The sequence below is a fragment of the Polynucleobacter necessarius genome (assembly GCF_900096755.1).
Lineage (GTDB): Bacteria > Pseudomonadota > Gammaproteobacteria > Burkholderiales > Burkholderiaceae > Polynucleobacter > Polynucleobacter necessarius_K.
In genome coordinates, this window is record NZ_LT615227.1 from 1,610,533 (window position 1) to 1,632,405 (window position 21,873).

General features: G+C 46.9%; 27 protein-coding genes, 1 tRNA gene and 4 pseudogenes. 9 read left to right on the forward strand and 23 right to left on the reverse strand.

Annotation, left to right across the window (positions count from 1 at the left end; genetic code table 11):
• Positions 1 to 18: 18 nt before the first annotated feature.
• Positions 19 to 636 (forward strand): DUF3106 domain-containing protein, encoded by a 618-nt coding sequence (locus DXE27_RS08425; RefSeq protein WP_128113610.1) that lies wholly within the window; start codon positions 19 to 21, stop codon positions 634 to 636.
• Between the two features lie 26 nt (positions 637 to 662).
• A complete protein-coding gene (locus DXE27_RS08430) occupies positions 663 to 1,199 on the forward strand; it encodes an RDD family protein (protein ID WP_128113611.1) in 537 nt (178 codons plus the stop codon).
• On the opposite strand, the gene DXE27_RS08970 is transcribed toward DXE27_RS08430, so the two are convergent.
• From DXE27_RS08970 to DXE27_RS08445, 6 genes are all read right to left on the reverse strand, one after another.
• Positions 1,182 to 2,060 carry an ABC transporter permease gene (locus DXE27_RS08970; protein ID WP_172457131.1) on the reverse strand — a complete coding sequence of 293 codons (879 nt, stop codon included), beginning with the start codon at positions 2,058 to 2,060 and terminating at the stop codon, positions 1,182 to 1,184. The genes DXE27_RS08430 and DXE27_RS08970 overlap by 18 nt on opposite strands.
• Positions 2,032 to 2,691, reverse strand: coding sequence for an ABC transporter permease family protein (locus DXE27_RS08975; RefSeq protein WP_172457132.1), 660 nt, complete (start codon positions 2,689 to 2,691; stop codon positions 2,032 to 2,034). Before DXE27_RS08975 ends, DXE27_RS08970 begins: the two co-directional genes overlap by 29 nt.
• A gap of 135 nt (positions 2,692 to 2,826) precedes the next feature.
• Positions 2,827 to 2,964, reverse strand: a complete 138-nt coding sequence (locus tag DXE27_RS08980) for a hypothetical protein (protein ID WP_172457082.1) — start codon at positions 2,962 to 2,964, stop codon at positions 2,827 to 2,829.
• Complete coding sequence (locus tag DXE27_RS10145; protein WP_197712376.1) at positions 2,964 to 3,305, reverse strand: MlaE family ABC transporter permease; 342 nt, start codon at positions 3,303 to 3,305, stop codon at positions 2,964 to 2,966. The genes DXE27_RS08980 and DXE27_RS10145 overlap by 1 nt, the downstream gene beginning before the upstream one ends.
• Positions 3,306 to 3,333: 28 nt before the next feature.
• A complete protein-coding gene (locus DXE27_RS10150; protein ID WP_197712377.1) occupies positions 3,334 to 4,137 on the reverse strand; it encodes an ABC transporter permease in 804 nt (267 codons plus the stop codon).
• Between the two features lie 88 nt (positions 4,138 to 4,225).
• Positions 4,226 to 4,302 (reverse strand) — tRNA-Arg (locus tag DXE27_RS08445).
• An 18-nt stretch (positions 4,303 to 4,320) separates the two neighbouring features.
• Between DXE27_RS08445 and greB the strand changes: the two are divergent.
• Positions 4,321 to 4,826: pseudogene (gene greB, locus DXE27_RS08450) on the forward strand (transcription elongation factor GreB).
• A 34-nt stretch (positions 4,827 to 4,860) separates the two neighbouring features.
• On the opposite strand, the pseudogene DXE27_RS08455 reads toward greB, so the two are convergent.
• From DXE27_RS08455 to DXE27_RS08470, 4 genes and pseudogenes are all read right to left on the reverse strand, one after another.
• Positions 4,861 to 7,135 (reverse strand): annotated as a pseudogene (locus tag DXE27_RS08455) (RelA/SpoT family protein).
• A gap of 108 nt (positions 7,136 to 7,243) precedes the next feature.
• Positions 7,244 to 7,447, reverse strand: coding sequence for a DNA-directed RNA polymerase subunit omega (rpoZ, locus tag DXE27_RS08460; RefSeq protein ID WP_011902918.1), 204 nt, complete (start codon positions 7,445 to 7,447; stop codon positions 7,244 to 7,246).
• Between the two features lie 44 nt (positions 7,448 to 7,491).
• The gene (gene gmk, locus DXE27_RS08465; RefSeq protein WP_128113612.1) at positions 7,492 to 8,130 is read right to left on the reverse strand and encodes a guanylate kinase; all 639 of its coding nucleotides are present in this window, start codon (positions 8,128 to 8,130) and stop codon (positions 7,492 to 7,494) included.
• 16 nt (positions 8,131 to 8,146) lie between these two features.
• Positions 8,147 to 9,076 carry a YicC/YloC family endoribonuclease gene (locus DXE27_RS08470; RefSeq protein ID WP_128113613.1) on the reverse strand — a complete coding sequence of 310 codons (930 nt, stop codon included), beginning with the start codon at positions 9,074 to 9,076 and terminating at the stop codon, positions 8,147 to 8,149.
• Between the two features lie 77 nt (positions 9,077 to 9,153).
• On the opposite strand from DXE27_RS08470, the gene rph reads away from it, so the two are divergent.
• Genes rph through DXE27_RS08495 form a run of 5 tightly spaced genes read left to right on the forward strand, consistent with a single transcriptional unit; the run spans position 9,154 to position 12,747 of the window.
• Positions 9,154 to 9,903 carry a ribonuclease PH gene (rph, locus tag DXE27_RS08475; RefSeq protein WP_128113614.1) on the forward strand — a complete coding sequence of 250 codons (750 nt, stop codon included), beginning with the start codon at positions 9,154 to 9,156 and terminating at the stop codon, positions 9,901 to 9,903.
• A 12-nt stretch (positions 9,904 to 9,915) separates the two neighbouring features.
• Positions 9,916 to 10,506, forward strand: a complete 591-nt coding sequence (rdgB, locus tag DXE27_RS08480; protein WP_128113753.1) for an RdgB/HAM1 family non-canonical purine NTP pyrophosphatase — start codon at positions 9,916 to 9,918, stop codon at positions 10,504 to 10,506.
• Positions 10,507 to 10,517: 11 nt separating this feature from the next.
• Complete coding sequence (gene hemW / locus DXE27_RS08485; protein WP_128113615.1) at positions 10,518 to 11,705, forward strand: radical SAM family heme chaperone HemW; 1,188 nt, start codon at positions 10,518 to 10,520, stop codon at positions 11,703 to 11,705.
• A gap of 45 nt (positions 11,706 to 11,750) precedes the next feature.
• Positions 11,751 to 12,098, forward strand: coding sequence for a Bug family tripartite tricarboxylate transporter substrate binding protein (locus DXE27_RS10155; protein WP_128113616.1), 348 nt, complete (start codon positions 11,751 to 11,753; stop codon positions 12,096 to 12,098).
• A complete protein-coding gene (locus tag DXE27_RS08495) occupies positions 12,052 to 12,747 on the forward strand; it encodes a Bug family tripartite tricarboxylate transporter substrate binding protein (RefSeq protein WP_128113617.1) in 696 nt (231 codons plus the stop codon). The genes DXE27_RS10155 and DXE27_RS08495 overlap by 47 nt, the downstream gene beginning before the upstream one ends.
• A 101-nt stretch (positions 12,748 to 12,848) precedes the next feature.
• On the opposite strand, the gene DXE27_RS09895 is transcribed toward DXE27_RS08495, so the two are convergent.
• The 6 genes from DXE27_RS09895 to DXE27_RS09360 form a co-directional block, all read right to left on the reverse strand.
• Positions 12,849 to 13,802 (reverse strand): alkyl sulfatase dimerization domain-containing protein, encoded by a 954-nt coding sequence (locus DXE27_RS09895; protein WP_231969754.1) that lies wholly within the window; start codon positions 13,800 to 13,802, stop codon positions 12,849 to 12,851.
• The gene (locus DXE27_RS10160) at positions 13,744 to 13,878 is read right to left on the reverse strand and encodes a hypothetical protein (RefSeq protein ID WP_269459819.1); all 135 of its coding nucleotides are present in this window, start codon (positions 13,876 to 13,878) and stop codon (positions 13,744 to 13,746) included. The genes DXE27_RS09895 and DXE27_RS10160 overlap by 59 nt, the downstream gene beginning before the upstream one ends.
• Positions 13,879 to 13,944: 66 nt before the next feature.
• Positions 13,945 to 14,754, reverse strand: a complete 810-nt coding sequence (locus tag DXE27_RS09900) for an MBL fold metallo-hydrolase (RefSeq protein ID WP_231969755.1) — start codon at positions 14,752 to 14,754, stop codon at positions 13,945 to 13,947.
• A gap of 104 nt (positions 14,755 to 14,858) precedes the next feature.
• Positions 14,859 to 15,044 (reverse strand): HAMP domain-containing histidine kinase, encoded by a 186-nt coding sequence (locus tag DXE27_RS09350; RefSeq protein WP_197712378.1) that lies wholly within the window; start codon positions 15,042 to 15,044, stop codon positions 14,859 to 14,861.
• On the reverse strand, positions 15,011 to 15,823 hold the full coding sequence (locus tag DXE27_RS09355; RefSeq protein ID WP_231969756.1) for a sensor histidine kinase: 813 nt from the start codon (positions 15,821 to 15,823) through the stop codon (positions 15,011 to 15,013). Before DXE27_RS09355 ends, DXE27_RS09350 begins: the two co-directional genes overlap by 34 nt.
• Before the next feature lie 164 nt (positions 15,824 to 15,987).
• A complete protein-coding gene (locus DXE27_RS09360) occupies positions 15,988 to 16,302 on the reverse strand; it encodes a hypothetical protein (protein WP_197712380.1) in 315 nt (104 codons plus the stop codon).
• Between the two features lie 40 nt (positions 16,303 to 16,342).
• On the opposite strand from DXE27_RS09360, the gene DXE27_RS08510 reads away from it, so the two are divergent.
• Complete coding sequence (locus tag DXE27_RS08510) at positions 16,343 to 17,302, forward strand: hypothetical protein (RefSeq protein ID WP_231969757.1); 960 nt, start codon at positions 16,343 to 16,345, stop codon at positions 17,300 to 17,302.
• A 35-nt stretch (positions 17,303 to 17,337) separates the two neighbouring features.
• On the opposite strand, the pseudogene DXE27_RS08515 reads toward DXE27_RS08510, so the two are convergent.
• From DXE27_RS08515 to DXE27_RS08550, 7 genes and pseudogenes are all read right to left on the reverse strand, one after another.
• Positions 17,338 to 18,457 (reverse strand): annotated as a pseudogene (locus DXE27_RS08515) (formylglycine-generating enzyme family protein).
• Between the two features lie 4 nt (positions 18,458 to 18,461).
• A pseudogene (locus tag DXE27_RS10480) lies at positions 18,462 to 18,803 on the reverse strand (transporter).
• Between the two features lie 29 nt (positions 18,804 to 18,832).
• Entirely contained in the window at positions 18,833 to 19,279 is a 447-nt protein-coding gene (locus tag DXE27_RS08530) for a transporter family protein (protein WP_128113618.1), read from the reverse strand.
• A 135-nt stretch (positions 19,280 to 19,414) separates the two neighbouring features.
• Positions 19,415 to 19,861 (reverse strand): alkaline phosphatase family protein, encoded by a 447-nt coding sequence (locus tag DXE27_RS08535; RefSeq protein WP_128113619.1) that lies wholly within the window; start codon positions 19,859 to 19,861, stop codon positions 19,415 to 19,417.
• A 23-nt stretch (positions 19,862 to 19,884) separates the two neighbouring features.
• On the reverse strand, positions 19,885 to 20,307 hold the full coding sequence (locus tag DXE27_RS08540; RefSeq protein WP_128113620.1) for a sulfatase-like hydrolase/transferase: 423 nt from the start codon (positions 20,305 to 20,307) through the stop codon (positions 19,885 to 19,887).
• Positions 20,291 to 20,977: a sulfatase-like hydrolase/transferase gene (locus tag DXE27_RS08545; RefSeq protein ID WP_128113621.1), complete on the reverse strand. Its 687-nt coding sequence runs from the start codon at positions 20,975 to 20,977 to the stop codon at positions 20,291 to 20,293. The genes DXE27_RS08540 and DXE27_RS08545 overlap by 17 nt, the downstream gene beginning before the upstream one ends.
• Positions 20,970 to 21,713 (reverse strand): sulfatase-like hydrolase/transferase, encoded by a 744-nt coding sequence (locus DXE27_RS08550; protein ID WP_128113622.1) that lies wholly within the window; start codon positions 21,711 to 21,713, stop codon positions 20,970 to 20,972. The genes DXE27_RS08545 and DXE27_RS08550 overlap by 8 nt, the downstream gene beginning before the upstream one ends.
• Between the last annotated feature and the right edge of the window lie 160 nt (positions 21,714 to 21,873).

Sequence of the window (21,873 nt, forward strand, 5' to 3'; positions counted from 1 at the left end):
TCTTTCGACCTTCGCCGAATGCTTGCGCAAAAACATACATACAAAGCAAGTTTATTGGTGCTACTTGCTACGGCATGTTTTGCAATCAATATTTCTTCAGCTCTTGGACAGACATCGCCGCCGCACGGCAAAGCTACCGCCATTCCTGAAAAGAAACCGGATGGCACATGGGATAGCCTAAAGCCCGCTCAGCAAAAGATTCTTGCTCCACTTGAGGATGATTGGGACTACATGCTCCCAGATAGCCGCAAGAAGTGGATGCAGGTTGCCAATATTTATCCCAAGATGAGTGCTCAAGATCAAGAGCGTCTGCAGTCAAGAATGACTGGCTGGTCAAACCTTTCGCAAAAAGAACGTCGCATTGCCCGTGAAAATTATTTAAGCAGTCTCAAGTTCCCGGCCGAGAAAAAGGCTGAAGCTTGGAGTGCCTACCAAAAGCTCAGCGATGAGCAAAAAAAGAAGTTGGCCGAAACTGAAGCAAAGAAAAGGCCTAGCGCTACAAATGCTCCAACCCTTCAGCAGCATCCCATATCTTCAAAAGCGACCTTACCGCCAGCTGCAGCAACCGTACCAAGCCCACCAGCACCTGCCGAGAGCTCAGATTCTACTGCTGAATCTGGCTCTAGCAGCAATTAATTTACCCTTCAAATAAAAGCAGATTCATGACGCCTGCTGAATTAGACATTCTGCCTTCACCTCAATTTTGGCGACGCGTTTCTTGCTCGCTCTACGAACAATTGGTTTTGTTGGGCGTGATCGCCCTTACTTTCTTAGTACCCAACCTGGCCCTAGGAATTTTATTTGGCATCTCCCTGCCGAGCTGGCTTACCTTTATTTATCTCTACGCAGTACTAGGCATTTATTTTGTTTGGTATTGGACTAAATCTGGACAAACATTGGCAATGCAAACTTGGCGTGTACGTCTTATCGGTAAAAATGGGTACACAGTCAATCGTCGCCAAGCTATTTGGCGCTATGTATATGGCTCACTTTGGATTGCTCCCTGCGTTTTATTGCAATGGGCTTTTCATTTAGAAAAGTGGCAAATTATTGAAATGCTGTTTACGGTGGCATTGTTTTTTTGGCCACTGAGTATTTACCTTGATCGCACAGCACCTCTGTTGCGTCAGAGCCTTGCAGACCGATTGGCCGGCACCCGCCTCGTAGAACTCCCTAAGAACCTAGTAACTCTCTCTTAAGCATTCGACTGCAGTAGCACTCTGAATTCTTTTCTGGGATCGATATCCAGCTGCTAGACTTGCAGCAACGCCAAAGAGCACACCCATCATCAAGGCTTGGCCAAAAGCATTGAACTCAATTTCCATGACGTAACGCCCTAGCAGCCAAGCAGCTAGCCCTGACGCTAAGCCTGCCAGCACACCCGATATCAAGTCCACGACTAGCAGTTCAAAGCGAGAGATACTTGCCAGCACAGCTCGTGAAGCACCAACCGCTTTTAGCAATGCAGCATTTCGATAGCGCTGATCTTGAGTTGCCATCATAGCTGCCATCAGAACCAAGATTGCGGCTGATAGGGTTAGACCAAACAATAGGCCCAAGGCGGCAGATAATTTATTCAGCACATCCTGTATTTGGCCCAAAGAAGCAGAAACATCCACCACCGTTAAGTTTGGATAGTCCTGGCTAAGTTGAAAATCCAAAGAGCCCACGCTTGGAGCTTGATAGCAGGAAGTGATCCACGATTGCGGCAACGAGCTCAGTTGAGCAGGCGGCATGATGACAAAGAAATTCACTCGCATTGAGCCCCAATCCAATTTACGCAATGAAGTAATGGGTGCAGTGATCGATTCGCCTGCCACCTCAAAAGTTAGCGTATCGCCCAGCTTGAGCTTCAAGGTTTTGGCGATTCCCGTTTCCATGGAAATTTGCGGTGCATCACCCTTAATCCACTCACCAGCAAGCAGGCGATTACCCGCTGGCAATTGATCCGTATAGGAGAGATTGAATTCTCTATCCACTAGACGGCGGGCATTGTCTTCGGCAAAATCGTTTGGCAAAACGTCACGCTCATTAATGGCGGTAAGGCGGCCGCGAACCATGGGATAAAAAGTAGGCGTTGATACTCCAGCATCCACCCTCTAGAGTCTTCAAGATTTTCTGCTTTTGATCACCTTGGACATTAATCATGAAGCGATTGGGGCTATCAACAGGAATACTTCCTTGCCAGGTACTCAACAAGTCCTGACGCAACAACAAAATGATCACCAAAGCCATCAAAGCAATTCCTAAGGCTGTAATTTGCATGACGGCATAACCGGATTGCCTAGCTTGAGCAATGATGGCAAAGTTACTAGTACGCCAACGTGAAAGCAACAACAAACAAACCCAAGCAGTAGATGCAAATAGGACTATGGCCCCACTAAAACTTAAACCAGTCCAAAGTGCCAACCTCCAGTCACGAGCAGCAATGCCAATTAATGCCGCACAGGTAATAAAAGCCATTAATACCAACCAAGCTTTTGCAGTTTGAAAAGAGGCGAATTCCTTACGAATAAGGCGGATCGGCGAAACCTTAATTAAACCCAATAAAGAAGGTCCTGCAAAGCCTAGCAACAGAGTCCATGCAAAGAGAACGCTCCACAATGCAGGCGCAGGTGAAATGATTGGTAAATTCGCAATCAGTAATCCGCCTAAGAGCACTATCAATAGATGTTGGACTAAGTAGCCCAATAGCAATCTAAAGATGGCCGATATCAGATCATCCGACCCAGCTAGAAGAAGTCGATAAGTCGCCCTTACTTCCCAATCCAATTAAACCTGTAGCCGGCAAATCTTCTAAGGACATCATTGCGCGTGGGGCAAAGTTCATAAAATCACAAAGATCTCGCCGTTATTCACTGTGAAGTTGAGATCCTTCATCAGTACATTGGATCCATACCCTACGGTAAGATTTTTTACATCAATGGCGCATGTGCTTGCTGGAGTGGTAACTGGTGTATTCATCAGAAACCCGTCTTGTAGGAAATAACGGCGAAGATGCCGTCAACAATCACAATCATCACAATACTGCTAACCACAGCACGGGTTGCAGAGATACCTACGGCAGCTGCCCCGGTTCCTGTCTGCATACCCCTCAAGCATCCCATCGCCGAAACAACGACACCAAACATCGTCGCCTTTACTAAACCGGAAAGCACGTCTTCCACATCAACCGCACTAATCATGCCGTTGTAAAAGTTAATAAATGGAATGCCATAAATTAACATCGTTAGCATCGATGCGATAACGCTCACGATGTCTGCAAAAAGAGTTAAGATGGGCGCAACCAAAATGCCGGCCAACACCCTTGGCACCACCAAGAATCGAATCGGACTAAGGCCGCCGGGTTACCAAGGCATCCACTTCGCTGTTGACTGTCATCGTGCCAATTTCTGCAGCAAACGCAGCGGATGAACGGTCAGCCAATAAGATGGCGGTGATTAAAGGGCCCATCTCACGAACAATCCCAAGTGCTGCCAGGGGGCCTACAAAGGTGGTTGCCCCAAACTGCTTCATGCCAATAGCCGCCTGAAAGGACAGAATCACACCGATCAAAAAGGAAACCAAACCAATGATTGGTAAGGCTGCAATCCCCGCCTCTACTGCGGCATTCACAAAATCACCCCAACGCACTTGTTTAATGTGACGAATAGACCAAACTAAGTCTGCTGCTAGATGCCCCGTAAATGTGATTAAGCCTTTGGCATCATCTAATAGATTTTGCGTAGCCATACCAGCGCTGACCACAAAACTTCTTTTGGGCTTTTCTACTGGAGCCGGGAATAAATTTGCAATCGGATCAAATTCTTTAAGCAATGGCTGATAGCGAGTATCAAGGCCCTGCACTTCAAATTTAGCGCCAGCCTTTTGCTGCGCCTCCTGAACGCCGATCAAGAATGCAATGCCGGCACCATCTAAAGAAGCAACTTGAGATGCATCAAAAACTAATGATTTACTTTTTGGGTCGCCTTGCTTTAACCAGGCATCTTGCGATTCACGAATGTGAGACCACGTGCCACCCAATGAATAGACATTTACGGTCCCGCTCAGAGTCACTTTTGCAGTCGCGTTGTCTGGCTGGGACCAAACCGCAACCGGGGACTCTGAAACAGGGGAAATGGCTGTAGAAATACTCATAGACAAACTATAAGGGCTCTGTGTGAAAGATATAAAAAACGCCAAAAAAGAAAAAGGGCCTAGTTTTTCAACTAGGCCCTGTATGAGATGGTGCGGCTGGCAGGAATTGAACCCACGACCCCTTGGTTCGTAGCCAAGTACTCTATCCAGCTGAGCTACAGCCGCAACAGTCATAATTATGCCATGGAAGAGAAGAACTACATCACACCCGCTGGTCACGAACGCATCAAAAGTGAGCTCCTACAGCTCCTAAACCTTGATCGGCCCGAGGTTGTAAAGGTGGCTCACTGGGCAGCCAGCAACGGCGACCCGACCGCTCTAAAAATGGCGACTATATCTATGGAAAAAAGCGCCTTCGGGAGATAGATCGGCGGATTCGCTTCCTCAATAAACGCCTGGAATTTGCTGTGGTTGTCGATAATTCAGCCCGAAAATCCGGGGGATCTGATGCCGACCAGGTCTTCTTTGGCGCTACCGTCACCTACACCCCGCTGGACGGCCCAGAGAGCGGAAAAGAGACCAGCATCACTATTGTTGGCGTGGATGAAGTGGATCTCGACAAAGGACATGTCAGTTGGGTATCACCCATTACCAAGGCATTGATCAAAGCAAGAATTGGTGACTGCGTATTTATCCAAACGCCAACCGGCCCTTGTGAAATTGAAATCCTAGACGTTCAATATCTGTAGGGTTTGCGTATTTTTAGCTTGATTTTAGTTTTTACTAGGTAGCTCTAGTACGCGTAACGCGCATCACATCTGGATTGGTACGCAGACTACGCATTACCTTAGAGAGATGCAAACGATCGTAGACCTGAATGGTAAATCGAATCGTGACTGAATCTTCTTTAAAACGGTCATCCATCGATACATTCATGATGTTGGGGTCTGCCGAAGTGACGCTGCTAGCAACGCGTGCCAATACACCCTTACCCTGACGGGTATCGATTGCAAGATCCACCTCGAACTCGCGATTAACATCTTTGCCCCACTCGACCTCGACCCACTTGTCATTATCTTTAGAAAGCATGCGCAAAGCGATTGGGCAATCATTGGTGTGAACCTGCAGTCCCTCGCCCTTACCTAAATAGCCGATGATGTTGTCGCCAGGGATGGGATGACAGCAGCTCTGAAAGTGGATGGAGTTCCCTTCGCAGCCATCCACCAGAATGGCTTGACGCTGATGGTGATTCATCTCCTGATTAGGCGCCACCCAGTCAGCCGCACCAAGGCGCATTTGCTCTGAGCCGCCCTCATCGTCAATCAAAATCTTAAGACGAATTGCCAACTCTTGAGGCGAGTGACGACCTAAAGCAATATTGACGCAAGCTTCTTCGCGAGTTTTATCGCCCGTCCAGTGCATCAGCTTTTCCCAAATCTCTGGGGTCAATAGCGCCGCATCAACCCCTTGTTGGCGTAGGCCGTTGACCAAGAGTCTTTCGCCTAATTGGAGAGACTCTGAATAATGTTTTGTTTTTAATGAGTGGCGAATTGAGGCACGCGCTTTACCGGTGCGTACAAATGCTAACCAACCTGGATTCGGTTGTGAGCTAGCTGAGGTAATCACCTCAATAATGTCGCTGTTTTTTAGCTCACTGCGTAATGGCAACTGCAAGCCGTTAATTTTGACGGCGACACAGGTATTTCCGAGGTCACTATGAATGGAGTAAGCAAAGTCTAGAGCGGTAGCACCTCTTGGTAGAGCGCGAATTTGTCCAGTTGGCGTAAACACATATACCGCATCCGGGAACAAATCAATCTTCACATGCTCCAAGAACTCCTGAGAGTCGCCGCTACTATCCTGAATATCGATCAAAGATTGCAACCACTGATGAGCGCGGTTTTGCACCTCACTCATATCAGGAGAACCATCCTTATAAGCCCAGTGAGCCGCTACACCCGCCTCCGCGACCGCATGCATATCGGTTGTACGGATTTGAAACTCCACAGGAACGCCAGAAGGCCCCAACAAGGTGGTGTGCAATGACTGATAGCCATTGAGCTTAGGGATAGCAATGTAATCCTTAAACTTGCTTCCTAGAGCGCGATAGATAGCACTCATCAATACTGCCGACCGTTACACGGAATGCATATACATCAAGCACCTGAGAAAAACTGAGATGCTTATTGCGCATTTTGGTGTAAATGCTGAATAAGGTTTTTTCACGTCCGCGCAAATCAACATCGAGGTTGGCTTTTGCAAAAGCCATACGTGAGGCTTGCAAAATCTTTTCGACCATCTCCTTGCGATTGCCACGCGCCCGTTTAACAGCGCTTTCGATAACCCGAAAACGCATGGGCATGGAATAGCGAAAGCTCAGATCTTGTAAGTCGCGATAAATAACGTTAAGGCCAAAACGATGGGCGATGGGTGCGTAGATCTCAATTGTTTCAGCAGCTACCCTACGGCGCTTGGCCATGGGTACGGCATCCAAGGTGCGCATATTGTGCGTGCGATCAGCCAGCTTGACCAAAATAACCCGCACGTCACGGGCCATTGCCATAAACATCTTGCGAAAGCTCTCTGCTTGCGCCTCTGCATGACTCTGAAACTCTAATTTATCAAGCTTAGTAAGGCCCTCAACGAGCTCAGCGACCTTGGTGCCAAACTTCTCTACTAAATCGGCTTTGGTGCAGCCCGTATCTTCAATCACGTCATGCAGCAATGCAGCCATGATCGATGGTGCGTCAAGACGCCAGGTGGCGCAGAGCTCAGCCACGGCTACAGGGTGAGTAATGTAAGGCTCGCCACTATGGCGATACTGACCCAGATGTGCAGCATCTGAGAACTGAAAAGCTTTTTTAACTTGCGCAATTTCTTCTGGCTTGAGATAGCTCAGTTTAGAAATCAAACCTTCAATAGAAACAACTTGATGTTTTAAGGGTGTGCTCGGAGCCGAAGTGGGGCCGAACAAATGACGACTCGATTGCGCCAATAAAGACGCAATGATCGATTTTTTACCGCCTTGAGTATCTGAGTCTGATGGAGAGTCCAACAGATCTGCCTGGAGGGTTCCAAGCGAGGCCTCGGTGGACGAGACCCCTCCTACTACTAATTCCGATGTTTTGGTTGTTCCTAAAGGGAGCTCCACACCGGAACTCCTAAATTACAAAGGAACTTTGGTCAACATGTCACGGTCAGTCACGCCAGCTGCAACTTCACGTAAGGCAACTACAGTGGCTTTGTCTCTTGACTCAACGCGTGGAGAGTGACCTTGAACTAATTGGCGAGCGCGATAAGTCGCAGCCAAAACTAATTCAAAACGATTTGGGATGGTTTTAAGGCAATCTTCTACAGTAATACGGGCCATGCGGAACTCACTTAATTTAGCTTCAATACCTATAGGATAACTGATTAGACCCCGAGTCGCTTTAAAAGGGCTGGGTTTCTAGCCATACTGGGCCCTGAGCGCAGGCGGCTGGAGGCCAAAATATGCTTCAGGTCTACCAAGGCCTGATCAAAGGAGTCATTTACCACGATGTAATCAGCCTCATGGGCATGCAATAACTCTACATGGGCAGCCGCCAATCGGCGCTGAATCGTCGCCTCATCATCCTGACCACGTTTGCGTAGGCGCTCTTCTAAAGCCTCAATAGATGGCGGGAAAATAAAGGTCCATTGCACCGCTGGAATAATTTTGCGTATTTGTTGTGCGCCCTGCCAATCGATCTCCAACATGACATCGCTACCTGCTTGCATTTGAGATTCGATCCAAGGTTTTGAAGTGCCATAAAAATGGCCGTGCACTTCTGCCCACTCCAAAAAGTACCCTTGATCTCTTTCGCTAATAAACTCTTCTTTGCTAGCAAAGCGATAGTCCTTGCCATCTACTTCACCTGGTCTTGGCGCACGTGTAGTAGTGGATAAAGAAAGTTTGAGTCCAGCATCATCTTTTAGCAATGCACTCACTAGCGAAGATTTGCCTGCACCAGAAGGCGCAACAATCATCAACATGCTGCCTTGGTATGAGGGGGTCGAGATGGGGCTGGTCATTTGTAAATTGTACGGATTACTCTAAGTTTTGAACTTGTTCGCGCATCTGCTCAATTAATAGCTTGAGCTCAAGCGCTGCTTGAGTGCACTCTTCAGAAACAGATTTAGAGCTTAAGGTGTTAGCTTCACGATTGAGCTCTTGCATCAAAAAGTCTAAGCGCTTGCCTACAGGGCCTTTGCCAGCCAGCGCAGTATCTACTGCCTGTAGGTGGGTTTTGAGGCGCGCAAATTCTTCGGCAACATCAATACGTACCGCATAGAGAACAACCTCTTGACGAATGCGCTCCATCAGTTCTGCGCCAGATTTAGCCTGCTCTTGTGCAGCCAACGCTTCCGATAAGCGCTCAGTCAGCTTTTCTTGATACTGGGCTACATAAACCGGTACCTTGGGTTCAATCGTTTTAACGATCTCCCACATTTTGGTAGTGATATTGGTCAGAACGCCAACCAAGGCCTTGCCTTCTGCATGACGGCTTTCCATCAAAGCAGCCAAAGCAGCGCGACCGGCCTCTACCGTTGCGCTCATCCAGCCCTCTTCTTCGCCTCTAGGCTCGGATACAACACCAGGCCAACGCAATACTTCTGCAATGCTGAGTTCTTGAGCCTTTGGAAAGGCATCCTGGGCCTTTTCTTGCAAGGTATAAAGTGCGTCTAAGCGGTCTTTATTAATTGCACCGAGGGCATGCGGATTACTCCTGGCGGCACCAGCAGCCCCGCTGTTTACGCGCCAAGCAGCCCGAAACTCAACTTTGCCGCGAGAAAGGCTTTGTGTAGCCATCTCACGCAAGGCAGGCTCGGCCCCACGACACTCGTCCGGAAGACGAAAGCCCAAATCCAGAAAGCGGCTGTTAACAGCCCGACATTCCACCTGCAGATCAGCAACTACGCCCGCTCCTAGGGAGACTTGGCGAGAAGCGCTGCCATAACCAGTCATGCTCGATATCATATGGACATTGTAGATTCTTTATAGACGCACAGACCGAATTTCAGACCAATTGCAGCCCACCCTTTAGGACTTGACCCATGAGCACCCAAACCAGCCCCTCTACAGCCAATATCAGCCGTCCTAGCGGTCGTAAACCAAAAGACTTAAGACCAGTCACTATTTCCAGGGCTTTTACCAAACATGCTGAAGGTTCTGTACTAATCGCGTTTGGCGATACCAAGGTGCTTTGTACGGCGAGTATTTTGGAAAGGGTTCCGCCACATAAAAAAGGCTCAGGTGAAGGTTGGGTTACCGCGGAGTACGGCATGCTCCCCCGCTCTACCCACACTCGCAGTGATCGCGAAGCAGCCCGCGGCAAACAATCTGGTCGCACACAAGAAATTCAGCGTCTCATTGGCCGCTCTATGCGCAGTGTTTTTGATCTGAAGATATTGGGTGAGCGCACCATTCATTTGGATTGTGACGTTTTGCAAGCAGACGGCGGCACTCGCACAGCCTCTATTACGGGCGCCTATGTTGCGGCAAGAGATGCAGTGAATCAATTACTCAAAAGTGGCACCCTAAAACAAGATCCAATTATTGATAGCGTTGCAGCAATTTCTGTTGGCATCTATCAAGGCACCCCTGTATTAGATTTAGACTATCCGGAAGACTCTTCTTGCGATACCGATATGAATGTCGTTATGACTGGCAAAGGCGGCATCATTGAAGTTCAAGGAACAGCAGAAGGCGCAGCCTTCTCTAGAGCAGAACTGAATGCCTTGATTGATCTTGCCGAACAAGGTATTCATGAATTGACCCAGTTACAAATTGACGCATTCAAATAACCGATTCTATTGATGCAGAAAATTGTTCTCGCCTCCAACAATGCTGGCAAGCTGAAGGAATTTCAGGCGCTTTTAGCCCCACTGAATTTTCAGGTCATCACGCAAGGTGAATTAGACATTCCGTCAGCCGAAGAGCCTCATTTAACTTTTGTAGAAAATGCCTTAGCCAAAGCACGTCATGCTAGCTCTGCTAGTGGCTTGCCCGCTCTGGCAGATGACTCCGGTATCTGCGCGCATGCCTTAGACGGAAAGCCAGGCGTGTTCTCTGCACGATTTGCAGGCGAGCCTGCAAACGATGGCGCAAATAATCAAAAGCTTGTTTCAGACTTAAATGGCCAAGCAGATCGGGGTGCGCATTATGTATGCGCCCTCGTCTTTGTAACTAGTGCAAATGATCCTGAGCCACTGATTGTGCAAACGCGCTGGCATGGGCAAATCATTGCGGAGCCCAAAGGGTCGAATGGTTTTGGCTACGACCCGCACTTCTATATTCCTGAGTTCAATCTCACTGCAGCCCAACTGGATCCTGCGCAAAAGAATCTCATTAGCCATCGCGGCCAAGCTTTGCGAGAGCTTATTGTGCAATTGAAGTCACGCACTTAAAGATTCTGATCGTGATTAACAGTAGCCCCAATACAGTCTCGCTCACCGCGTTGCCGCCACTGGCCCTGTACATTCACTTCCCATGGTGTGAAAAGAAGTGTCCATATTGTGATTTCAATTCTCATCAAATTAAAGACGGAGTTGGTAAAGCGGGGTTTGATGAGCAGCGCTATATCAAAGCACTCATTACAGATTTAGAAACTGAGCTGCCCAATATTTGGGGTCGGCATGTCCACAGTATTTTTATTGGCGGCGGTACACCAAGCCTACTTTCACCAGAGGGTATGGATGAATTACTTTCCGCCATTCGCGCCAGAGTGACTTTAGAGCCTGATGCTGAAATTACGATGGAGGCAAACCCAGGCTCTGTAGAGACAGACAAGCTTGCGGGCTTTGCAAAGGCAGGCATTAACCGAATCTCCTTGGGTATTCAGAGCTTTCAAGATGAACAACTTAAGGCGCTGGGTCGTATCCATAATGGCGCCGAAGCAAAACGTGCGATTGATATTGCCTTAAAACACTTTAAGTCGGTGAATTTGGACTTGATGTACGGCTTACCCAATCAAACTCTTGAGGCCGCTAAAGCCGATATAGAAACTGCGCTCTCCTTCAATACTCCACACCTGTCTTTTTATAACCTCACACTAGAACCCAATACTTACTTTGCCAACTTCCCACCCAAGCTACCAAGTGATGATGAGATTGATGCCATCTTTGAGCAAAACTTAGCCTTACTTGAGAAAGCTGGGTACAAACGTTATGAAGTTTCAGCGTATGCCAAAAAAGATCAAGAGTGCAAACACAATCTCAACTACTGGCGCTTCGGAGATTACATTGGCATTGGCGCAGGTGCGCATGGGAAGATTTCTTTCCCCGGAAAAATTACCCGCCAGGTGCGGGAGCGCCATCCAGAGAACTATATGCAGGCGATGGAAACTCAAGGCAATGCCTTAATAGAATCCAAAGAAATAAACGCACAAGATCTCCCCTTTGAGTTCATGCTCAATACCTTGCGACTAACTGATGGTGTCGACACCCATACCTTTAGCGAGCGTACGGGCCTACCTTTAAACGTTATCAGCAAAGGGATTGCTGAAGCCAGTAAAAAGGGATTGCTGGATGAAAACCCCCTTAAATTAAAGGCAACTGATCAGGGTTTACGCTACCTCAATAATCTCCAAGAGATATTTCTCGGTTAAAGTAAACCGCTTAATAAATATAACAATCCGCCTCGGAGACAATTCATGATTCATCACGATTTAAAGAGCCTTATCCGCTCTCGCCTATTGGTTTGCATCGCCTTAGCAATGAGCACCTTAACATTTTCGCAAGCCGCTATTGCTCAAGCAAACTGGCCCGATAAACCGATCAAACTCATCGTTGGCGGCTCCGACGCTATTGCACGCGTCATTGCAATCAACCTCTCTCAAATGTGGGGTCAACAAGTTGTTATTGATAATCGCGGCGGTGCAGCTGGAACGATTGCGGCTGATCTTGTAGCCAAATCTCCTGCCGATGGATACACGTTAGGCTTAGCTCACGTCAATGCAATGTCCATCCATTCCGGCCTTAGGACAAAAAATGTCCTATAACGCCAGCACGGACTTTACACCCATCGTTCTATTGGGAATTACACCAAACATTCTGATTGCCAATGTCGATGCACCCGCTAAAAATGTAAAAGATCTCGTTGCCTACATGAAACAGAACCCAGGCAAGGTGACTTTTGGCTCAGCCGGCAATGGCAGCACACAACACCTGGCCTATGAACTCTTTATGCATATGGCTGGTACACAGGCTTTACATATCCCTTACAAAGGTAGCAGTCCCGTATTAGTAGATCTGATGGCCGGTCACATTAACTACACCTTTGAAACCATGGGTGCAGCAACGCCCCATATTCAAAGCGGCAAAGTTATTCCAATGGCACAAACTCGTACAAAACGCTCACCAGCTTACCCGAACGTGCCAACCATGGAGCAATTGGGTTATGTTGGTTTTGAAGCTACCGCTTGGTACGGCTTGATGGGTCCCGCAAAATTAGATCCAAAAATAGTGGACAAAATTAACGCTGACGTAAATACCGTTCTACGTAAACCTGAAATCCAAGCCAAATTGGCCGAGGTTAGCGCAGAAGACGGTGGCGGCACACCGGCAGCCTTTAGTAAGTTCATCACCAAAGATCGCAATCAGTGGGCGAAGTTGGCGAAGGATGCAAAACTCCAGGTGGCCCTCAATTAATTACTGAGCAGTTAATTCGTTGCACACAATAAAAAAGGACTTCTTCAAGTCCTTTTTTATTTCTTTCTTAACCTTCTCAATCAACCTTCCTATTCAAGCCCTTACTCTCCAGCAGTAATTGCCAATTCTTGGGCAGTAAATGGATCTTGTGGTTTTGTATTGACCGGTTTTGGTATCTGCTTAGACTTAGTACCTGGCATTAACTCAAAGTCCGGCTTAAATACAGTGAGAGCACTCTTGAGTTGGTCAAAAGCTTTGCGATCACCATCAAACTTCGCCTTACCCTCAGCCTGCAATTGCTCAAAGGTTGTTTGACCGCCCATCACTCGCTCTAAATCACTGCGATGCCGAGTTATAGATAGCGTTGGATTCTTGGCTTGCTGACCTTTAATATTGGTCAACGCAGAATTGCTCATCTCCACAATAAACTTTTCACCGTTATCCGGGGTAGATAAATTAATTGTGAAGTTCATACCGGCAGCCTTCTTGCTATCCAAGCTGATTCCCAATGAATTGAGCCATAACTCCGTGTTCATCGCTTTAATCATGTCAGGGCCATTTGATTTTGGCGATGCGCCTGTTGGCATACCGTGGCGTAGTTCATAGGCAGCACCCAAGAAGCTATTGCGCATACTGGGGCTTTCCTTTTGATAGCCAATTTGCTCAAAGATATCTGCCAGTAAGTCTTTAGCGGCAGTATTGTCAGGTTGTGCGTAAACCAGCTTATTCACAATCTCCATTGCTTCGCGATACTTACCTTGCCTGTAAAGCTCTCTGCCTTTGGCGAGAATCTTTCCAGATCCACCCATCATCTCTACATATAAAGGGGCAGAATCTCTAGGCGATAGCGGCGCCAAGGTTGCAGGGTTTGCATCCCAATAGCCAAGATAACGGTTAATGACGGCGCGACTGTTGTGCTCTTCTAAGCCGTGATAGCTATGAGCCGCCCATTGCTTCTTGAGACTGTCTGGTTGCTTATAGACGTTCTGAATCTCATTAATCGTGACGCCATTCATTGTTAGCCAAATGCAAAACTTCGTTGTGTAAATGTGCATAACTATCTCTTTGGGTGCGCATTACTTCCTGAATGCGCTCATTACCCCAGCGTGGCCAGCTATGTGACGCAAACATAACTTCACTTTGTGTGCCATAACGATATAAAGCATTGTTGATGTTTTTAGACCAAGCGAGAGAGTCTCACACCAAGGCACCACGCAAGGTGTAGATATTGTGAATCGTCGCAGTAATGTTTTCAGCAGCCCAAAATGCTTTAAATTGCGGGAAATAGGTATTCATCTCCGCAGGCGCTTCTGTACCAGGCGTGTTCTGGAACTCCATCTCCACGCCATCGACGTTCATAGTGTCGTATGGCTGAGTAATATAAACGTTAGGCTCGATTAAGCCTAGATTACCGGCCGCTGTATTTTTACCAATTGACTGGTCAACGTGACCAAATGGGCTGCGGGGTAATAAGACGCCATATTGAAAATACATGCGACGGGTCATGGCATTGCCAGCATATACATTCTCAGCCACGGCATGGTCCATAAAACCGATAGGCGCAATAACTTTGACTTTGCCACTTTTTACATCCGCCTCATCCACTACGCCTCGCACACCACCGAAGTGATCCCCATGTGAATGTGAATACACCACTGCAACCACTGGTCGCTCGCCTAATTTTTCATTTACAAGCTCAAGTGCTGCGCGAGCAGTTTCTTTAGCAGTCAATGGATCAAATACGATCCATCCAGAATTCGTTTTGATAAAGCTAATATTGGCCAAGTCAAAGCCGCGAACTTGATAGATCTTTCCTGGCACCACTTCATAAAGGCCATAGCCCATATTCAGAATAGCCTGACGTTGCAACGAAGGATGCACGCTATCAAAATCTTTGCCCTGCATTGCGCCTGGATCAGCGATAACACCGCCCCCACCAGCAGCCATCAAAAGCCCAGAAGAAAGCAATGAAGCTGCCAATGCAATTTGAGTAAGCCTGATATTCATCTAAATATTCCTAAAAAAGTACTTAATACTTTGAATGATATGTTTGGATGCTTCAATGGCAATTAGCTTAAGAGCTAATAGATAGTTGCAACTGTAGATTAAAACTAGATTGCTTTAGACGCAACAGGAAGTTGGATGATGAATCTTGCACCAGTTGGCAGATTGGGTTCGTAATGAATCGTTCCACCATGGCGCATGACGATGTGCTTGCATAACCAAAGCCCTAATAAACCCATGCCCTTCTTCTGACTATCAGCTAAGAGTTCAAATAAATTGGCCTGAGCCTGCAAAGGAACACCGTCGCCATTATCAGCAATTCCACGCCGGACTCGGTGAAGCGCCCTTCAATCACAATTTCTTTGGCGGCCTGCTTAGAGCTTGCTAAGGCCTGAATAGCGTTATTGAGTAAATTCAATAGCACTTGTTGAATCTCGCTACGATTTGTTTGCACAACAAGGTTTGATGGAAGCAATTGCCTCACTTTTATTTGCTTTGAAACAATCTCCGGCCTTGCAATACTCAGCACGTCATTAATTAAAAGACTTAAATCGACGTTAGCACTTTCAATGCGCTCGTCTGCAAAAACAGATCTTAGGGTGCGAATAATATTAGCCGCGCGTTGATTGTCGACAAGCAAGGTATTTAAGACCTCTTCCTGGAGCTTAGGGTCCATCTGACCATCGGCTAATTTCTTTTGTAAAAACTGGATATTTAAGCTGCTCGCCCCCAAGGGCTGATTTAACTCATGGGCAATAGAAGCTGACAAAGCCCCGGTAGCCGCTGTCTTGTTGGCTTTTAACAATGAGTTGATGAGGTTTTCACGCTCTTGCAGTAGCGCCCTAATCTCTTGGTTCTCCGTTTTAGATTGAGCATTACTAACTGCTATACGCTCTGCCCAATAACCGCCGATGGCAATGTAGGGCAAAGCATTCTTGACCAGCTGCGTAATCGTAAAGAGAATCAATATCTGAGGGATTTGCTCTACTTCACGTATGGCCAGCGAGGAAATAATGAGAATTGCCAGACGCCCCATTGCAAAAAACAACTCTCCAGTGCTGGCGAATTGCAAATACAGCAATTGCCGCGATGGAGACTCTTTTCGTTTTGTCTTTAATTCAATAATTTACCAGGCATATAGGATGCTAGTAAGAATGCACATAAATGCAGTGCGAATTTCAAAATTGGAATGAATACGTAACAATTCAAGAGTAATTGCAAAAAGGACTGCGGAAGCTATAAAAAAATAATGGTGATCTTCTTAGAGATCTCTCGATTTAGAGACCTACAGAAGAGACCTTGCAAAATGGCGGCAATATAAAATAGCGAATTTGCAATAGTGAAATTAAATTCTGGTTTAGCAACGTCTGTAATAGTGACAATGCCCGCTCCAAAAATAATGAGCGCAAGAATGCTCGTTAACAGCGACCCCATCCAATAAGGGCTCGGCCTAACGGATCCCTGGGAGCGGTAATAGTGATAAACACCCAGGAACAAGCCCGCCTGAATAATGGCCAGAATGAAAAAGTACAGGGCGTTCAAGATCTTCATGGCTATATCGTAACTCGACGGACATGATTAGCTAAAATTCATGCCAATGCATTTTTATCTATCCCGACTTCTCTTTTCTTGCGCTGTGCTGATGGGCATCACCCTGGGAGAGGCTTATGCCCAATCTGCCCCCTACAACGCGGCAAATAACTACCTTAAGAAAAGAGCGGATGCCTTTATGACGATTACAGGCTATTCGTTGACGCCTGATGTCACCACTGGATCGCTCTCTATACGCAATAACGGCGGCGATAACTCTGATTTGCAAATGATCTCTTTGGGTGGCGGTGACCGTATAAGCGCCAATTTCCCCCTTTACCTTGAGGGAACCATGACAATCAATCGATACAATCCAAACTTTAGTGATGGCATTGGGAATAGCTCGGTTACCGTTCCCGTCCACTGGAACAGCATCACTGGTACGGGTGGTATCGGCTGGGACTTCCCTATTACCAATGAATTGCGTTTTAGACCTATTGCCAACGTGATGCTAGGTCACTTAGAGAGCGATATATCAATTGCCTCACGAGTGATCCAAAATCGCACTGGCGTTGATATGCAATTTTTGAATGGTGGCCGCATGAACTCATATGGCCTTGGTGGTTCGGTCATGCTGGATTATGAAAACTACAAGCCTGATCAAGAAATTGATATTGAATTGCGCTACACCAATATTCCAGTGCAAACATTTGATTCATCTACAGCGGTTAAAGGATCCGCAGACTCTCAAAGTGCTGCAATCTGGGCTCGCAGTCGTGTTCCAACACCAATCACTCTTTTGGATCGGCCATTAAGAGCGGTGTTTGAATTAGCTCATACGGAATTTCTGGGGGATCTCCGTGGTGCACTAGGCTTTAATTCACTCTCATCTGTCGGCACTGGCATTGAGTTGGATCGAAGTGCATCTGATCCGATATTTACTAGAATTCGCGTAGTGTTCCGCTACCAATTTGGTCAAAACGTACACGGCACCTCTATAGGTTTAGCCGCAAGCTTCTAATAAAAAACCACCCGAAGGTGGTTAGCAGAGCTTCATCAGGCATAACCCATTTGCGGTAAGACGTCCTTTACCAAGCGAAATCCTAAATGCGACATTGGGCTATAAGGATCGGCGCCTCGCCGAGCGCTAGGACGATAAGACTGGCAGTAGTCTTCATTACATAAGAACGAGCCTCCACGCACTACACGTTTAGGCACATTAGCTGGAGCGGAGCGCTAGAGTCACCTGGTCCTTTTGGATCATTAATAACGCTATTGCCGAATTCTTTAGCCTGCATTGCAAAATAATCCTTGCGATACCAATCAGCAACCCATTGCCATGCATTGCCAGTCATATCAAACAGGCCATACCCATTCTGAGGATAGGTTCCAACCGCACTTGTACCAATAGACCAGCCTTTGGACTCACTACCGGAAATGCCTGTTTTTTGACATCCCAAATATTGGCTGGCAATTTACCATCTTGCTCTAACTGATCGCCCCACACATACGTCGCTTGATTCAATCCTCCGCGTCCTCCGCGCGCGGCAAATTCCCACTCAGCTTCAGTAGGTATACGCTTGCCCACCCACTTTGCATAAGCCAAGACATCTTCATAGCTCACCTGCACTACTGGGTGGTCACCCTTACCGTCGATATTGCTTTGGGGGCCGGTCGGATGGCGCCAATTCGCGCCCGGAACATATGCCCACCACTGCGAGTAGTCATTGAGATTAACCTTCGCTTTGGTGCCAACAAAAACCATTGCACCTGGAACAAAAACCGAGGCTGGCGGCTTAGGTGTACCAGGTGGCAACTGCACACGAATGGTTTCCCAATCCGGAACTTGCTCTGCCGTAGTTTTGTATTTAGTAGCTTTTACAAATTGTGCAAATTGGTCATTTGTGACATGGGTAGCGTCCATCCAAAATCCGGCCACCCTCACTTTATGCGTTGGTTTCTCATTGGCCTGCGCCTTCTGGTGATCGCTTCCCATCAGAAATTCACCGCCAGGAACCCAGGCCATGCCTTTAGGTCCATTTGCCCCATCGCCCAAGATTATTTGCGGAGCTGCCTGTTGAGGTTTTGCAGAAAATGTATTCCAGGCTAAATATGCACCAATTGTGATTGCCGCTAGTAAAGCTGCATACAGGAAACGATAGTGAAATCTTTTCATCAAATCACTTTCCTAGAGGAATGCTGACAGTTGCAATAGTCGCATAGTCTTCGACCCGATTTTGAGCCCAGAACTCTTTATAGGCCCGAACATTAATATAGGCCTGCTTGGCCCCAATATTAAACAGATATCCGATCTGTGGACCAACAGCAGACACGCGTGATTTAAAGGCGCCATCGTTATCTCCGCTGCCAGTATCTGCAGTTAATTGATAGTAAACATAACCCGCAATACCAACTTACCAGCTTTGAGATACAAATTGTGAAATAGACCAATCTAAGTGTGAGTCAATACCGTTTTTGTAATTGGTTTGATTGTTTTGCCAGTTATACGTCGCACCAAAGATGCCAGAAAACTCAAGGCCAGTGGTATTGTTTAAATAGGTATATCCATCGCCGCATGCCCGATACCGATACTAGATAAACTCGTTGGGCTATAGGTGCCAACGGGAATATCGCCAGTGATATAGGTTTTGAAATTGTTATTTCCCTTATTCCAGGTCAGGCTTGCTAGCGGATAAATATTGGTACTTCCGTTACTGGTATTCGAGCGATTCAATTGCGCATTTGGATTGGTAACACTAACTGATGCCGTTGTGGTGTTTGTACCAGGCCCCCAACCTAAACCAACATAAGGCTGGCCACCAAGCACCTTTTCCTCTGCGACATATCCAAGCTGAATCAACATAAAAGATTCTCTTGCGCTCAATCCAGCATTCACACTTTGTCCGTGTTGGAATGTTTTGGATTTATCTGCGCTACCGCTATAGGAGTATGGCATTGCCACCAGAGACCAGCCAGTAGCCATAGGAACGGCCGCCATACTGGCGTATTGGCCTGAGCCATTATCGGCAATAGCGATAGCATTACGAGAAAAAAGGACTCGAACAATACATGTTGAGTCCTTTTGGGTTTATTCATTCTATTTAATTCGTGAATTCAATTGAGGATAAAACTTCTATTTTCCTAATGGCTGTGAAAAATTAGTCGCATTAGAAGGTGGCGGATTAGGGAATTTTTTAACAGACGCCAAATACTCCTGAACCACTTTAAAGATTGGCTCTGCAGTCCATCCGTAATGGGTCATTTGTAGATCTTCGTGTGGATCCATTTCAATATTGTAGAACTTTGGATAGTACATCGGTGCAGCATTCGCATAGATACCGCCAACCATCTGTTGCCCAGTACCTGTTCGTGCCATGTCTTTGAAATAGTATCTCCACTGCTTCCAGCGCCCAGCCACTAAATCAGGACCAATAAAGGTAAGCAAAGATTCGCGATTGCCTGCGGTACTTTTTCCATTCAGCACATCTATCTGATTAACTCCATCAATGGCGCGATCTGACGGCAGCTTTGCACCCAGAATATTGGCAAAGGTCGGCATAAAGCCCATGGTTGAGAACATGGCATACGAAGTGCTTCCTGGTGCTATATGACCAGGCCAACGAATAATGCAGAAGGTACACGAACAGCACCCTCAGTAGGCTCACCGAGATCGCCGCGAAACGGACCGTTCGATCCCATGTCTGGCGCGCCCAAGCCCAGACGATCCCAATTCATAAAGTATTGGCCGGTGCCACCATTGTCAGACGCAAATACAAGAATAGTGTTGTCCTCTATATTCATTTCTTTGAGGGCATCCATTACCTGTCCAACGTGATAATCGCCTTCCATCATCTTGTCTCCATACTGACCAATGCGAGACTTTCCAGCAAACTGCTTTGATGGGAGGTTCGGTGAATGCCCCATTGAAAATGGGAGATAAAGGAAGAATGGTTTGCCAGCTGCATTTTGCTGCTTCATGAATGCAATCGACTTATCAGTGAGCTCATTGTCAATTTCTGCACGCACTGCCAGCCATGGTGTATGGCTTCACATGTTCTAGCAGTCCATTTCCCTTTTGCTGATTTATCCACGGACCTTTGTCATAAAGAACTTTCTCAGGAGCATTTCCAAACGAGTGTGTTTGCATTGCCATTTGCACATATGCAGCAGAATCCCAAGAGGTATCTGGAGGGATTCCATAGTACTGATCAAAGCCATGAGCACCTGGCAGGCTTTGAGGCGCACCTCCAAGATGCCACTTACCAAAGATAGCTGTCGCATAACCTGCATCCTTAAATAGCTGGCCCATTGTGTAGGCCTTACTAGAAAGAGTGTTGAGCGTCCCGGGCTCAGCAACGAGTGACAAACCATTGCGAATCGAGTATTGCCCAGTCATCAATGCAGCGCGTGATGGTGTGCAAGCAGGCTCAACCAAATATTGAGTGAGTCGCAATCCACTTTTAGCCAATTCATCTGCACGTGGTGTAGGCGCACCTCGTAACTCACCGCCTCCATAAGAACCCAGATCCCCATATCCAACGTTATCCGCCAATATGAATACAACATTTGGTTTCTTTTGATTTGGGGTTGAAGTAGATTGGGCGAATGCAGCCGGCACAACCATCGTGGCAGACAAAACTCCAATAAGAATGCGTTTAAATAGCATTGCTGTTCTCTTCACTTTAAATTCAATCATTAATTAGAGATGCCTGCTTTTTAGGGTAGTCCTTAAAGTCCTCACCTACTTTGATATTGGGGTACTCTTTAATACTCTTCTCATAGCCATCAATCCATTTGAAATTCATGGCATAAACCCAACCTAGAGTCAGATCCGTGTACATAAGATTGTTATCTTCATGCGGATCGCTACTCAAGTCATAAATCATCGGAATCTGCGGCTTCACATAAGGCTTACCAATTGACTCAGGAGATTCTGCGTAGCGGAAGATCGTTTTATAGATTTTCCACTTAATCGACATCAACTCACCATCAATACCAAAGAATGGATATAAATCGCGGCCAGTCGTTTTACTCTTACCTAACATGAAATTCGAAGCATCCACGCCATCGATCGGTCTATCCTTTGGCACCAAATTGGATGAGCCGACCATGCCAGCGATTGTTGGCATCCAATCCACTGCAGCAAACATTTCCTCAGTAACGACGCCAGATGGAACATGACCCGGCCAACGAATCATTGCAGGCACGCGCATACTTCCTTCAAACGGCGTGCTGAAAAAATTACCGCGAAATGGCCCATTAGTCGCCCCACCAACTTGAGGACTTGCACCGCCGCCAGCATTATCACTACTGAAAATGAAGATGGTGTTGTCTTCAACACCAGCATCCTTTACCGCCTGCATTACCTGTCCAACGCGATAATCCATCTCTGCAACTAAATCCGCAAAGAGACCGCCGCGAGCGGTAGACACTTTAAAGAAAAGTTTGGATTAGCCATTGGCAGCTCATGCATAAATGAAATGGACAATATTCCAATCAGGATTTTCTTCAAGAACATCGCCATCTCCACTTTGTAATGTTTTTATACTCAGCCCGCACCGCTTATCTGCAAGCTGCTTTGAGGCGCTTGAT